General features: G+C 37.8%; 6 protein-coding genes, 2 tRNA genes, 2 rRNA genes and 3 pseudogenes. All 13 read right to left on the bottom strand.

Annotated features, from left to right (window positions below; all coding sequences use genetic code 11):
• Positions 1–284: 284 nt before the first annotated feature.
• Positions 285–1,319 (bottom strand): glycoside hydrolase family 43 protein, encoded by a 1,035-nt coding sequence (locus ACZZ95_RS11245; RefSeq protein WP_463469069.1) that lies wholly within the window; start codon positions 1,317–1,319, stop codon positions 285–287.
• Between the two features lie 24 nt (positions 1,320–1,343).
• Positions 1,344–2,778 (bottom strand): annotated as a pseudogene (locus tag ACZZ95_RS11240) (MFS transporter).
• Between the two features lie 388 nt (positions 2,779–3,166).
• Positions 3,167–4,150, bottom strand: a complete 984-nt coding sequence (locus ACZZ95_RS11235) for an endo-1,4-beta-xylanase (protein ID WP_463469068.1) — start codon at positions 4,148–4,150, stop codon at positions 3,167–3,169.
• A gap of 264 nt (positions 4,151–4,414) precedes the next feature.
• Positions 4,415–5,579, bottom strand: a pseudogene (gene uxuA, locus ACZZ95_RS11230) (mannonate dehydratase).
• Between the two features lie 108 nt (positions 5,580–5,687).
• Entirely contained in the window at positions 5,688–5,867 is a 180-nt protein-coding gene (locus tag ACZZ95_RS11225) for an SDR family oxidoreductase (protein WP_463469067.1), read from the bottom strand.
• Positions 5,855–6,427 (bottom strand): SDR family NAD(P)-dependent oxidoreductase, encoded by a 573-nt coding sequence (locus ACZZ95_RS11220; protein ID WP_463469066.1) that lies wholly within the window; start codon positions 6,425–6,427, stop codon positions 5,855–5,857. Before ACZZ95_RS11220 ends, ACZZ95_RS11225 begins: the two co-directional genes overlap by 13 nt.
• Before the next feature lie 17 nt (positions 6,428–6,444).
• Positions 6,445–8,596, bottom strand: a pseudogene (locus ACZZ95_RS11215) (alpha-glucuronidase family glycosyl hydrolase).
• A gap of 283 nt (positions 8,597–8,879) precedes the next feature.
• Positions 8,880–9,908 (bottom strand): LacI family DNA-binding transcriptional regulator, encoded by a 1,029-nt coding sequence (locus ACZZ95_RS11210; protein ID WP_463469065.1) that lies wholly within the window; start codon positions 9,906–9,908, stop codon positions 8,880–8,882.
• Between the two features lie 103 nt (positions 9,909–10,011).
• Positions 10,012–10,458, bottom strand: a complete 447-nt coding sequence (locus ACZZ95_RS11205) for a PepSY-like domain-containing protein (protein WP_463469064.1) — start codon at positions 10,456–10,458, stop codon at positions 10,012–10,014.
• A 215-nt stretch (positions 10,459–10,673) separates the two neighbouring features.
• Positions 10,674–10,783 (bottom strand): 5S ribosomal RNA (gene rrf, locus ACZZ95_RS11200).
• A 193-nt stretch (positions 10,784–10,976) separates the two neighbouring features.
• A 23S ribosomal RNA gene (locus tag ACZZ95_RS11195) occupies positions 10,977–13,859 on the bottom strand.
• 199 nt (positions 13,860–14,058) lie between these two features.
• A tRNA-Ala gene (locus ACZZ95_RS11190) sits at positions 14,059–14,132 on the bottom strand.
• A 107-nt stretch (positions 14,133–14,239) separates the two neighbouring features.
• Positions 14,240–14,313, bottom strand: a tRNA-Ile gene (locus tag ACZZ95_RS11185).
• Between the last annotated feature and the right edge of the window lie 58 nt (positions 14,314–14,371).

Below are 14,371 nucleotides of genomic sequence, written 5' to 3'. Positions count from 1 at the left end.
TGTCCCGCCGAAAAAGGGGGTCGGGCTATTCGCCGCAAGTCCTCGCTCTTCCTTCGTCAGGCTGTGGGCTTTCCACTGCTATCCCTCACGCAAACCGTTTTCAAAAACTCTAATGGTTATATCAGATATAAAAATCAATTTTAAAACTCCAGCGGAGCGTAATATTTATAGACCAATCATTCACGAATTTTAAAGCTTTAGCGAAGCGACATCTATTTGGCATTTAAAAAACATATCGCGCCTCTGGGACTTAGCTTAAACATTTTTTATTGATAATTGAAGTTTTAATCCAGCGATCTTCTTATTCCATAAGGATCAATCGTTACAATTGAACCATCTTCGAGATAATCGATTTTGGTTACTTTCATACTTCTTAAATGCGTTACTCCTTTTGATAAACTTGAATCGTGATAAAACAAATACCATTCTTTCTCAACTTCACAAATCGAATGGTGCGAAGTCCAGCCCACAACCGGATTCAAGATTCTCCCCTGATATGTAAACGGCCCATACGGATTGTCTCCAATCGCATAACAAATAAAATGAGTATCTCCAGTTGAGTATGAAAAATAGTATTTCCCGTTGTATTTATGAACCCAGGAAGCTTCAAAAAAACGACGATTATTATCGCCGGCAAGCAAAACTTCTCCGTTTTCATCCACAATCTTAATTTCTTTTGGTTCCTCGGCAAACTCCAGCATATTATCAGTAAGTCGCGCCACAATTGGCCCTAAGGCAGGTTCATTTCCATCTGGCTCTTCATTATCCTGATCGTATCTATTATTTCTATATTTCTGAAGCTGTCCGCCCCAAATTCCTCCAAAATAAATATAATGCTTTCCGTCTTCGTCTTCAAAAACCGCGGGATCAATACTGTAACTTCCTTTTATCGCATCTGGTTCGGGCATAAATGGCCCCGAAGGAGAATCGCTGACAGCAACACCAATCTGGAAAATTCCATTGGCACGTTTAGCAGGAAAATACAAATAATACTTCCCGCTTTTATGTGCCGCATCTGGCGCCCACATTTGCTTTTCGGCCCAGGCAACATCATTTACATGAAGTGCTACACCATTATCTACGGCTTTTGATGTAATATCTTCCATTGAAAACACGTGATAATCTTCCATTCCGAAATGATCTCCGTTGTCATTAAACGGAATTCCTGCGTCAATGTCGTGCGACGGATAAATGTAAATTTTTCCATTAAATACATGCGCCGAAGGATCGGCTGTATATATGTGAGAAACTAATGGCTTTGAAATCGCCAGTTCATTAATTTCCTCGAAATTAATTTGTTCAATACTATCTTCAGGCATAGTGATCTTTATTTTTTAAAATAATTAAGTTCTTCTTTGTTTTAAGTCAGTTTCAATCTGCACTTCCATTTCTTTATTGATTTTATAGAAAAACAATAATCCCGCTCCAATTAAAAATGGAATGGCAGGAAAAATGCTGACCAGTAATCTGATTCCGCTAATGGCTGTTTCTGTCTGCACAGCTGAGTTTGGAGCGTAATGAAAATATCCTAAAAACAATGTCGTTAAAGCACCGCCAATGCTTAATCCCGCTTTTAAACCCACCATCATGGCTGAGAAAATAATCGCTGTTGCGCGACGATTGTTCAACCATTCTGAATAATCAGCAACATCTGCAATCATCGCCCAAAGAATTGGGATGGTAATTCCGTAGAAAAATCCGTGCAAGATTTGGGAGAAAAAAATTAAGCTGATTGAAGTTGGCGGAAAGAAATAAAAAGCAACAATAAACAGTGTCGAAATAAATAAAAACAATCCGAACACATTTCGCTTTCCGTACTTATCGGCCAGATTTTTTGACAATGTAATTCCGACAATCATAAAAATAATTCCACCTGCATTAAACAATCCAAATCCAGCTGAAACGGGATCATTTCCAAAATGATTCAAACCAATTTTCGATAAAGTATCTAATATTGGTTGAATAAAAACAGCCAGTTGATCTTTATTTACATAGTTTTCAAAATAATACACATACGAACCGCCTTTCATGGCCAAAGTAATAAAAACCAAAGTCGTAAGCGTGAGCATAATAACCCAAGGTCTATTTTTAACCAAATCGCTTAAATCTTCTTTTATACTCGACTTCTGTTCTGGTTTTGGAATGATTCTTTCTTTTGTCGTTAAAAATGTTATCAACAGCATAATGGTGCCAATGATTGCCAGAACCGTCATAACTTTTTCAATCCCAATTGCTTTATCGCCGTTTCCAGCACTTTTTATAATTCCAAGCATAAAAACCTGAACAAAAAATTGCGCAAACATAACGGCCACAAAACGGTACGATGACATACTGTTTCTCTCTGACATGTCGCCAGTAATGACGCCGCTTAAAGCAGAATACGGCAGATTATTTCCTGCATAAAAAAGCAGTAATAATGTATAAGTTACAACTGCATAAATTACTTTTCCTTTATAAGCAAAATCTGGAGTTGAAAATGCCAATAATGCCACCACACCAAGCGGAATTGCTGTTGCCAGAATCCAAGGTCTGAATTTTCCCCATTTGGTACTGGTTCTATCTGCTAAAACACCAATAATTGGATTAAAAATAAAAGCCGCAATTAAACCAACAACTAACATGATTATAGAAGAATCTGTTGGCGAGAGGCCATAAATATCAGTATAGAAATAAGCCAGATATGTCATCAAAGTTTGAAAAACTAAATTGGCAAGCAAGGTCACCTAAACTGTAGCCAATTTTTTCCTTGATGGATAATTTTTGTGATATGTTAGTCATTTGTGGTTTTGTGGTTAGTTAGTTCTTATTCCTGCAAGGTTTCTAAAACCTTGTAGGTTTAAATTGTTTTTATGCGACTTCTCAATCATACCTACAAGGTTTTAGAAACCTTGCAGGTAAGCAAATAAAACTCAAAACAATCGGTTGTGTAAATTTAGCTAAAAAAACATATTACGCAAATTTAGTTTACTTTATTTCAGAAATATTTTCAAAAACAACCGCTTGTTAATTATTTTTCAATCTAAAGTTAATTTTACTACCTATTTTTCAGTCTTTTTCAACTTCAAAATACTATCATAAGCTGGTTTATGTTCTAAATTAACATCAAATGGCGACTGGGTAATTCGTTCTCCCATTTATAGGCCAGTCATTTAGCCATGATTGTTTATCATAAACTCCCCAAAAAGTAACGCGACTTGATTTTGTCTTTGTGCTTTAAAAACAGTTTAAAAATGGAAGCATAACGTGTCGCCAACTGCGTCTGTACAGAATCTGGTAATTTTTTAGGATACGGATTCATTTTCGCACTTTCTTCAAAGTTCTGATTTACATCTGCGCCCTTTAAATCCCACGGATTTGGTAAAACGGTAATATCCAATTCTGTAAAGGCAACTTTAATTCCTAATGCCGAATATTCTAAAATGCTTTTTTCAACTTCTTCTAATGACGGACTTTGTAATCTCCAATGTCCCTGAATACCAACGCCATCAACTTTCCCTCCAGCCTCTTTTATTTTTTTGATTAAAGCGATTGCTCCTGCTCTTTTTGCAGGTTCTTCAATATTATAGTCGTTGTAATACAATTCTGCTTTTGGATCTGCCTTTTCTGCGAGTTTAAAAGCATCAACTAAATATTGCTCTCCAAGCGTATTCAAAAAAACAGATTTTCGTAAAGTCCCGTCTTCATTTAGAGCTTCATTTACAACATCCCAGGACTTAATTCTTCCTTTGTATTTTGAAACAATTGTCGTGATATGATCTTTCATAAAAGCTTTCATTTCTGTGCTGTCAGCGATTTTTTCCATCCATGGCGCTAATTGGCTGTGCCATATCAAAGTATGTCCATGAATGAACATTTTATTCTTTTCGCCGTAAGCCACAAATTTATCCGATAAAGCAAAATCATATTTGTCTTTTTGCGGATGCGTGAACATAGATTTCATTATATTTTCTGCCGTAATAGCATTAAATTCTTTTTGAATTAGCGAATCGACTTTGATATTTTTTTCTTCAATTTGATCTGCACTTAAAGCTGTACCTATATAAAAATCATTTTTATAAGCATCTTTTAATGTCGTGACTTCTTGCTTTGAAGAACAATTTACAAACAGTATTGTAGTCACTGCCAGCAAATAAAGATTAATAAATTTCATGTATTTTTTGGTTTAATAGTTAATAGTTTTTGCAACACATAGAGACATAGTTTTTCTTTGCTTACAAAAAAAGACATTTCACTTGCTTAAATAAACATTGTATGCTCATAGATGCTTTCAATCTTGTCATTTCGACCTAAGGAGAAATCTCCGCAAGAATCTCCAAACAGAATGTCGTGAATCTTTATTGAATTCTTCTTTGATTCCTCGTTCCTTGGGAATGACCAATATTCAAATACTGAATTTGAGTATAAACTTTTAGAATTACAAATTCAATTTATAAGCAATCCCCATTTCTAAACCTCGCAGTTCAGCAAGACCTTTTAATCTTCCTACCAAAGAATATCCAGGATACGTTTCTTTCGTTTCGTCTACCGAATGCAGAAAACCGTGATCTGGGCGCATTGGCAGACTTATTTTTGTTTTGTTCATCAATACTAATAATTTCTCAACAATAACTTCCATTTTAGTATCACCATTTAAATGTTCCGATTCCCTAAAAATAGTTTCGCTTTCGCGGAATGTATTTCGAAGGTGTAAAAAGTGAATCCTATCTCCAAAATCATCTATAATTTTTTCCAAATTATTATCAGGATTCGCACCTAAAGATCCTGTACAATAACACAACCCGTTTGCAATTGAAGGCACAGCTTCAAAAATAGTTTTGATATCTTTTTCGGTCGAAACAATCCTTGGTAGTCCTAAAACCGAAAAAGGAGGATCGTCTGGATGAATGGCCATTTTTGCGCCGACTTTTTCTGCAAGCAGGAACAACTTCTGATAAAAAATAAATCAGGTTTTCTCTTAGTTTTTCATTGTCAATATTGGCGTAATTATCTAATAAAGACAAAATTTGTTCTGCCGTAAAATTGATCGTACTTCCTGGCAATCCCAATAAAACATTTTTAAACAGTAACGCTTTTTCTTCTTCCGAAAGTTTACTTCCAAAATTTAAAGCTTTTTGTTTTGCATCTTCAGAATAATCATTTTCGGCATTTGGTCTTTTTAAAAGAAAAACATCAAAAAAAGTAAAAGCATCCTGATTGTACAATAACGCTTTACTGCCGTCTTCGTTACTAAAGTTATGATTAGTTCGCACCCAGTCTAAAATCGGCATAAAATTATACGTGATGATTTTGATACCGCGTTCTGCCAGATTTTGTAAACTAGTTTTATAATTTTCGATGTATTGCAAATAATTTCCTGAAGAGCGTTTGATTTCTTCATGAACTGGCAGACTTTCAACAACGGTCCATTCTAAACCATGATTCCAAATAATCTGCTGTCTTTCTTTTATAGTCGCGATTGTCCAGACATCACCAACCGGAATTTGATGCAAAGCCGTTACAATTCCCGTTGCTCCAGCCTGCTTAATATCGACCAAACTTACCTTATCATTTGGACCGAACCATCGCATGGTTTGCTTCATTTTTATCATACTTTTTTTTTCTGCACTAAGTCGCTAAGTCACAAAGTTTTCTTTCAAAGTTTTTAAAATAGAACTTTGTGACTTAGCAACTTTGTGGCATTTTCACAATTAAAAACCTATACTATTTCCTCCATCAACTGGCAAAACTGTTCCCGTTGTATATTTTGATTCGTTTAGAGCGAAATAATAAACAGCATCTGCAATGTCAGATGGCTCTCCTAAAAAGCCCATTGGTGTTCTTCCTAATACTTTATTTTTTCTTTCAGGATCATTATCTAATGCTCGCAACGAGACATTTTGGTTTTTATAAATCCTGGTGCAATACAGTTTACACGAATGCCAAACGGAGCCAATTCTGTAGCCATCGCGCGCGTCATTGATTCGATTGCGCCTTTACTTGCCGAATATGCAATTACTTTTGGAATTCCGTATTGTGATGCCATAGAACTGATATTGACAATGCTTCCTCCTTCATTTTCTTTCATGTTTTTGATCACTTCTCTGCTCACCGAAAAAACACTCAAAAGATTGGTATGAATTACCGAAAGAAAATCGGCATCCGTTACATCTGGAATTTCTTTTTTCAGATTGATTCCTGCGTTGTTTACTAAGATATCTATTGAATTATCTTTGGTTAAATTTTCAATCATTGCCGGAATTCCTTCCAAATCATTCAAGTCAAAAATTATCGGAATTGCATTTTCCCCAATTTCACGACAAGCCTCTTCAGTTTTGTCTTTTGACCGGCCAATTATATACGTTTTGATTCCGTTATCGCATAGTTTTTTTGCTGTTGCATAACCTAATCCTGAATTTCCTCCTGTAACAATTGCTGTCTTTGTACTCATAATTTTGCTGTATAATTCTAATTTCCCGGGGCAAATGGGAATTTTAATGATTTAAAATACTCTAAAGTTTGTGTTGGTTTTTCGACTCCTGCAGGAAGTTCTTTTCCTGAAAATTGCTGAAAATATAATAAACAGGCATCACGCCACCATTTTGCTTCTTTCTGCTGAATTTCGAGTAACATTTTCACTTCGTAAAAACGTTCGTTGTCAACATATTTTTCAGCTTTATTCCAGACATTCTGCATTTGAGCAACTTGATTTACGCCTTCTTGATATTTCAATGCAAGACTGTTCCATAAAGTTAGTCCGTTTTTTAATTTATAATCCCATGAAACATGATGAAACCATAATAAATCTTTCTCTGGACAGGTTTCTAAATTATCAAATAAATTCGCCGCTTCTGGCGCATATTGCGAAACAGCATTTGTTCCCGACTTTGATCTGTCGAAACCAATTCCATTTTTATCTGCTTTATGATAATACGTCGGATTCCATTCTGGCCTTGACAAATCAGAAACCCAAGGTCCTGGGCCGTAATGATGTCCCGTATCCATAATATGATGCAGACCCAGCGGTGTCATATAATTTACGACTGCTTCACGTGATTCGATCATCATATTTTTAACTGGTTTTATGAAATTTTGATCGTTAGAAAAAGTACATCTCAGCCATTCATCAGCAATAGTTTCAGCATCTAAATACGGATTCCAAGCCAATCTTCCGAAACCGTACCAATTCGCCTGCGTAAAAGGATGTCCCGTCCAGTTCAAGTCATTCCCTATGTTAGAAACTCCAGCGATTCCAGTTAATTTATTTTGATATAAAGTACCGTCAATTGCCTTAGCAACAGTTGAACCTTTTCCTTTTTGATAAGTATCTGATTCTAAAACTTCCTGAAATAATTTGGGCAGAAAAACCAAATGTGTACTAAATCCTAAATATTCTTGTGTGATTTGAAATTCCATCATTAAAGGCGTTTTGGGCATCGCACCAAATAACGGATGAAATGGTTCTCTAGGCTGAAAATCGATTGCCCCGTTTTTAACCTGAACGATTACATTGTGTTTAAATTTTCCGTCATACGGCTGAAATTCCGCGTAAGCCTGTTTCGCCCGATCGTTTGCATCATGTTCAGAATATACAAAAGCTCTCCAAATAATTACGCCTCCAAAAGGAGCAACTGCATCGGCCAGCATATTCGCACCGTCAACATGATCTCTTCCATAATTTTGAGGCCCAGGCTGACCCTCTGAATTGGCTTTCACCAAAAATCCTCCAAAATCAGGAATTCGTTTGTAAATTTCAGCAGACTTTGTCTTTCCACCACTTTATAACTTGTGCATCTTTTGGATCGGCAGTTTTTAGATTTCCAATTTCAATTGGTGCTGAAAATCTTGCCGTTAAATATACTTTTATTCCGTAAGGTCTAAAAACATTTGCGAGTGCTTCTACTTTCTCTAAATATTGTGGTGTCAGAATAAGAGCATTTGCATTTACATTGGTCAAAACTGTTCCGTTAATTCCTATTGATGCATTTGCTCTGGCGTAATCAATATAGCGTTCATCGATAAAATCAGGTAATTTTTGCCAGTTCCATAATGAGAATCCAGCATAACCACGTTCCACAGTTCGATCGAGATTGTCCCAATGGTTTAAGATTCTAATATTTGTTTTTGGTGAATCAGATATATTTAGATTTTGGATTGATTTATGGGTCTGTACTAATCTTAAAAAATTGAAAACTCCATATAAAACTGCAATATCATTTTTCCCCGAAATGATAATCTGCTTTTTATTTTTTAAATTAATTGTTTTGATTATAAAACCTTCATTAGTTATCTTATCAAAATCCGTTTTTAGTATTTTTCGTAATTCCGAATTTAGAGAAGTTTGAGAGCCTATAATTAAATTATTTTCTCCAATAATTTCTGAATTGATTTCTGGTTTACTACCGAGCATATTTACAATTCCGTTCTCCAGTTCTTTTATAGTAATTTTCGATGTTTCAGAATTTCCAAAAGAAACAATTCCCTGAATATTATTTTTATATTCTGAAGAAATTATATCATTAGCTATCTTATCATACTGAAGCCATAATTTATAATCCTTTTGCGCTAACGCCGAAAAGGAAATTAAAAATAACAGGAAAACAAATTTTAATGAAGTCATTTAATTTGGGTTTATTCTGAATGTTTATTTTTTACGATTTCAGATTTTTTCTTCTCAATACGTATATTTGATAATATTTTAATTTAAAAAATACATTATTAAAAATAAAACAATAATTGCAATCGGTTGCGTAAAAATATAGGATTGTTGTTTAAGAAAAAAATTTTATCCTATTTTTTTTCATTAATTTTATTTTTATAACAAATAAAAGCAGGATAATTTAAAAAACTATCCTGCTTTAGTATGGTAGAATCAAGATTAAAGATCTTGAATTTTGCAATGTTTATTTCTGCGTAGATTCCCTCGCCAGTACTTCTGTATTTAAAAAAGTAATTTCTTTGGCATCATCATTTTTAGACGATTTCAAGTTTTTGATAATAATTTCCGTCGCCGCTTTTCCCATTTTTTCGGCGGGATGCGTAATAGTAGATAAGTTGGGATCAATAATCTGCGAAATAGGGTCGTTATTAAACCCTATAACTTTTAATTCTTCTGGTACTTTTATACCTCGTTTTTTAGCCGTCTGCACAGCACTAACCGCAATAATATCTCCAGGAGCAAACAATCCGTCTGGCATTGGTTTTAAATCAAATAAAGCATTGCTTGCTTTTACACCGTCATCATAAGTAACCGAATTTAAATTAATAATCAATTCTTCTTCAACGGTAATATTATGATCTTTCAACGCTTCTATATATCCTCTTTTTCTTTCATTGTATAAATTACCTAATTCAGATCCGGCGGTTAAATGCGCAATGCGAAGACAGCCTTGCTCAATAAGATGTTTTGTAGCTTTATAACCAGCTGAATAATTGTCGATTACCACACGAAAAGTATTATAATCTTTTGGAACCCTGTCGACAAAAACCAACGGAATATTATTGTTTGAAAACTGATGAAAATGCGCTGTATCTCTGGTTTCCATAGCCAATGAACAAATTACGCCGCTTACGCGATTGCTGTAAAGGGACTTAGCCATATTTACCTCTTCTTCGTAGGAGTCGTGCGACTGCATAATAATGACAGTATAATCAGACTTTTGAGCCGTAATTTCGATGCCGCTGATTAAGGATGATAAAAACGGCTGGGTAACGGTTGGAATTAAAACTCCAATCGTTTTGGTTTTGTTTCCGCGTAAACCTGTCGCTAAAGTGTTGGGTACAAAGCCCATTTCTTTCGCAGTTTCTTTTACTTTTTTTATCGTTTTATCACTAATGGTGTGATGATCTTTTAAAGCTCTCGAAATAGTAGATGTGGCCAAATTTAATCTTTCGGCAATATCGTATATCGTAACGTGTTTATTTTCTTCCATGAAATAGATAATAGAAATGTAAATATAAACTATTTTCCCGTTTATAGACCAGTAGATAAATGGGGTCTATAAACGGGAAAATTAATTTGTAGAATAGCTTTATTTATTTTTTCACATCATTCTTTTTATCTTTTAGAATCTTACCGTCTTTCGTAAATTCCAAATCGATATCATTTGTTAAGTCAACATCCAAATCTTTGTGTCCATAATCTATATGCGTTATTTTTTCATTTGGATGATTTTTGGCGACATAAGCCTTAATATTATCTGGAATAAAAGCGGTTGGAATTGGTGTATCGCCACCATCAACTTCACGGTATGATCCGTCTTTCCAAAATTCTACTTCCGTTCCGTCTTTCAATTTTACTTCAAAACCTTTTTCTCCGTGTTCTGCGTCTTTTTTGGCGCTTTCAACAGCGGTGTTGCCAAAGTGTTTCTTTAAAAATTCCTGAGCTGGTTTTGGCAGTTCTGTAACTTCTATTTTCTTCTGTGCGCTGGCCGAGATTGTTAGACTTAACAATACGATGGCTAAAAATATTCTATTTTTCATGATGTATTTATTTAAGTATAGTATACTAATTTACATCAAGAAAAATTATATTCAAATTAATTTAAGAAATTTTTAGTCATTTAAAAGCACATAAATCATTAAATAACAACCATTTAACGATTGAGGAATTATCAATAATTTAAGCAAATTTCGTTTATTCACAAAACCCATATAAAAGCAAAAAACCCTATCCGGTTTGGATAGGGTTTTTCAAAGAAAGGCGACGACATACTCTCCCACATAACTGCAGTACCATCTGCGCAGGCGGGCTTAACTACTCTGTTCGGGATGGGAAGAGGTGAGCCCCGCCGCAATAACCACCTTAAGGTTTTTAGTAATTAGTCCTTAGTGCCCAGTAATTAGTCCTTAGACTCTTTACCAGTTACTTTTCACTGCTTACTGCCCGCGACAGGCAAATATCTTAACATACTGAGATAAAGAAAAGTATTTTAGTTTTAGAAAAGTTTCTCCCAGCCCCCTTTGTTCCCCCTTCGGGGGTTAGGGGGCTGGAAAAGGGTGTACATAAGCTTACGGATTATTAGTACTACTCGACTATGACATTACTGCCTTTACATCTATAGCCTATCAACGTGGTCATCTTCCACGATCCTTAAAAGAAATCTCATCTTGTGGTGGGTTTCGCGCTTATATGCTTTCAGCGCTTATCCCTTCCAAACGTAGCTACTCTGCGGTGCCCCTGGCGGGACAACAGATACACTAGAGGTTTGTCCAATTCGGTCCTCTCGTACTAGAATCAGATCCACTCAAATTTCTAACGCCCGCAGTAGATAGAGACCGAACTGTCTTACGACGTTCTGAACCCAGCTCGCGTGCCACTTTAATGGGCGAACAGCCCAACCCTTGGGACCTTCTCCAGCCCCAGGATGTGACGAGCCGACATCGAGGTGCCAAACCCCCCGTCGATATGAGCTCTTGGGGGAGATCAGCCTGTTATCCCCGGCGTACCTTTTATCCTTTGAGCGATGGCCCTTCCATGCGGAACCACCGGATCACTATGCTCTACTTTCGTACCTGATCGACCTGTATGTCTCTCAGTCAAGCTCCCTTATGCCATTGCACTCTACGCACGGTTACCAAGCGTACTGAGGGAACCTTTAGAAGCCTCCGTTACTCTTTTGGAGGCGACCACCCCAGTCAAACTACCCACCAAGCAATGTCCCCCGCTAAACGGGGTTAGGCTTCAGATAAACAAAGGGTTGTATTTCAACAATGACTCCACAACGCCTGGCGACGCCGCTTCATAGTCTCCAACCTATCCTACACATCATTTATCCAAAGTCAATACTAAGCTATAGTAAAGGTGCACAGGGTCTTTTCGTCCCACTGCGGGTAAACGGCATCTTCACCGTTACTACAATTTCACCGAGCTCATGGCTGAGACAGTGTCCAGATCGTTACACCATTCGTGCAGGTCGGAACTTACCCGACAAGGAATTTCGCTACCTTAGGACCGTTATAGTTACGGCCGCCGTTTACTGGGGCTTCAATTCAATGCTTCTCCGAAGATAACATCTCCTCTTAACCTTCCAGCACCGGGCAGGTGTCAGGCCCTATACTTCATCTTACGATTTTGCAGAGCCCTGTGTTTTTGATAAACAGTCGCCTGGACCTCTTCACTGCGTACCCGATTGCTCGGGGCGACCTTTCTCCCGAAGTTACAGGTCTATTTTGCCTAATTCCTTAGCCATGAATCTCTCGAGCACCTTAGGATTCTCTCCTCAACTACCTGTGTCGGTTTACGGTACTGGTACTAATTACCTGAAGTTTAGAGGTTTTTCTTGGAAGCCCTTAGGCGCACTATCTCTTTGTCCGAAGACTCCGAGTACTATCGTATTTCCCCAAAATCTGTGGATTTGCCTGCAGATCTTATAGGTAGGTACTTCAACGAACTATTCCGTCAGTTCGCGACGCTTTCATCACTCCGTCACCCCATCACAGTAATTAGTAGTACGGGAATATTAACCCGTTAGCCATCGACTGTCCCTTTCGGGTTCGCCTTAGGACCAGACTAACCCACAGCTGATTAGCATAGCTGTGGAAACCTTAGTTTTTCGGTGTGCGGGTTTCTCGCCCGCATTATCGTTACTTATGCCTACATTTTCTTTTCTAACCGGTCCAGCATACCTTACGATACACCTTCTGCCCTGTTAGAATGCTCCCCTACCACTTAGAGTAATCTCTAAATCCATAGCTTCGGTAATATGCTTATGCCCGATTATTATCCATGCTCGTCCGCTCGACTAGTGAGCTGTTACGCACTCTTTAAATGAATGGTCGCTTCCAAGCCAACATCCTAGCTGTCTGGGCAGACAAACCTCGTTCTTTCAACTTAGCATATATTTGGGGACCTTAGCTGATGGTCTGGGTTCTTTCCCTCTCGGACTTGGACCTTAGCACCCAAGCCCTCACTGTTAGTGAACATTATACAGCATTCGGAGTTTGTCAGGAATTGGTAGGCGGTGAAGCCCCCGCATCCAATCAGTAGCTCTACCTCTGTATAACTTTATAACTAACGCCGCACCTAAATGCATTTCGGGGAGTACGAGCTATTTCCGAGTTTGATTGGCCTTTCACCCCTACCCACAGGTCATCCGAAGACTTTTCAACGTCAACCGGTTCGGTCCTCCACTGTGTGTTACCACAGCTTCAACCTGCCCATGGGTAGATCACACGGTTTCGCGTCTAACACTACTGACTAAAGCGCCCTATTCAGACTCGCTTTCGCCGCGGATCCGTGGCTTAACCACTTAACCTTGCCAGCAACGTTAACTCGTAGGCTCATTATGCAAAAGGCACGCCGTCACCCCACAAAAGGGCTCCGACCGCTTGTAAGCGTATGGTTTCAGGATCTATTTCACTCCGTTATTCACGGTTCTTTTCACCTTTCCCTCACGGTACTGGTTCACTATCGGTCTCTCAGGAGTATTTAGCCTTAGCGGATGGTCCCGCCAAATTCAGACAGGGTTTCACGTGCCCCGCCCTACTCAGGATACCACTATCTATTACATTTATTACCCGTACGGGGCTGTCACCCTCTATGGCGTCACTTTCCAGTAACTTCCGGTTCTGCATGCATAAAATGTCGTGGTCCTACAACCCCAGCACTGCCGTAACAGCACTGGTTTGGGCTAATCCGCGTTCGCTCGCCACTACTTACGGAATCACTTTTGTTTTCTTCTCCTCCGCCTACTTAGATGTTTCAGTTCAGCGGGTTTGCCCACCTATCGGTGTACTATGTCTTCAACATAGTGGGTTGCCCCATTCAGGTATCTGCGGATCAATCGGTGTGTGCCCGTCCCCGCGACTTTTCGCGACTTATCACGCCTTTCTTCGCCTCTGAGAGCCTAGGCATCCCCCATACGCCCTTATTTTGCTTATTGTACCAGCCTTAAAATTAATCAAGACCGTTTTTTTTTGTCTTTTGTTAGTTGTATTGCTACTATAACAAAAAACGCTTTCTACTTTTTATTATTTTCTTATCTCAATATGTCAATGAACTTTTTTCTAGTGATTAGTCCTTAGTAATTAGTGATCAGCTTTTGACTAATTACTTTTACTCTTTACTATTCACTTGAATAGTGGAGAATAACGGAGTCGAACCGTTGACCTCCTGCGTGCAAGGCAGGCGCTCTAGCCAGCTGAGCTAATCCCCCATTTTTCAATCTTAGATTGTAGAATTCAGATTTTAGATTTCTTAATTCTTCTCTAATTTCTTTTGGCGAATCCCAACTTCCAGAATTTCCTTTTTTAAGTTAAATAGTAGTCCCGGGCAGACTCGAACTGCCGACCCCTACATTATCAGTGTAGTACTCTAACCAGCTGAGCTACGAGACTCTGTTTTACTTAATTTTCATTTTTTTTTAAATTAACAGCAAGAGTAATTGAATCTTGT

The sequence above is a fragment of the Flavobacterium sp. AC267 genome (assembly GCF_979258715.1).
This window is presented reverse-complemented; position numbering and strand designations above follow the sequence as displayed.

Bases quoted from the DNA above. Each gene is read 5' to 3' on its own strand.
- ACZZ95_RS11220 (WP_463469066.1), bottom strand. From the start codon at position 6,427: ATGAGTACAAAGACAGCAATTGTTACAGGAGGAAATTCAGGATTAGGT.
- ACZZ95_RS11205 (WP_463469064.1), bottom strand. From the start codon at position 10,458: ATGAAAAATAGAATATTTTTAGCCATCGTATTGTTAAGTCTAACAATC.
- ACZZ95_RS11245 (WP_463469069.1), bottom strand. From the start codon at position 1,319: ATGCCTGAAGATAGTATTGAACAAATTAATTTCGAGGAAATTAATGAA.
- ACZZ95_RS11210 (WP_463469065.1), bottom strand. From the start codon at position 9,908: ATGGAAGAAAATAAACACGTTACGATATACGATATTGCCGAAAGATTA.
- ACZZ95_RS11235 (WP_463469068.1), bottom strand. From the start codon at position 4,150: ATGAAATTTATTAATCTTTATTTGCTGGCAGTGACTACAATACTGTTT.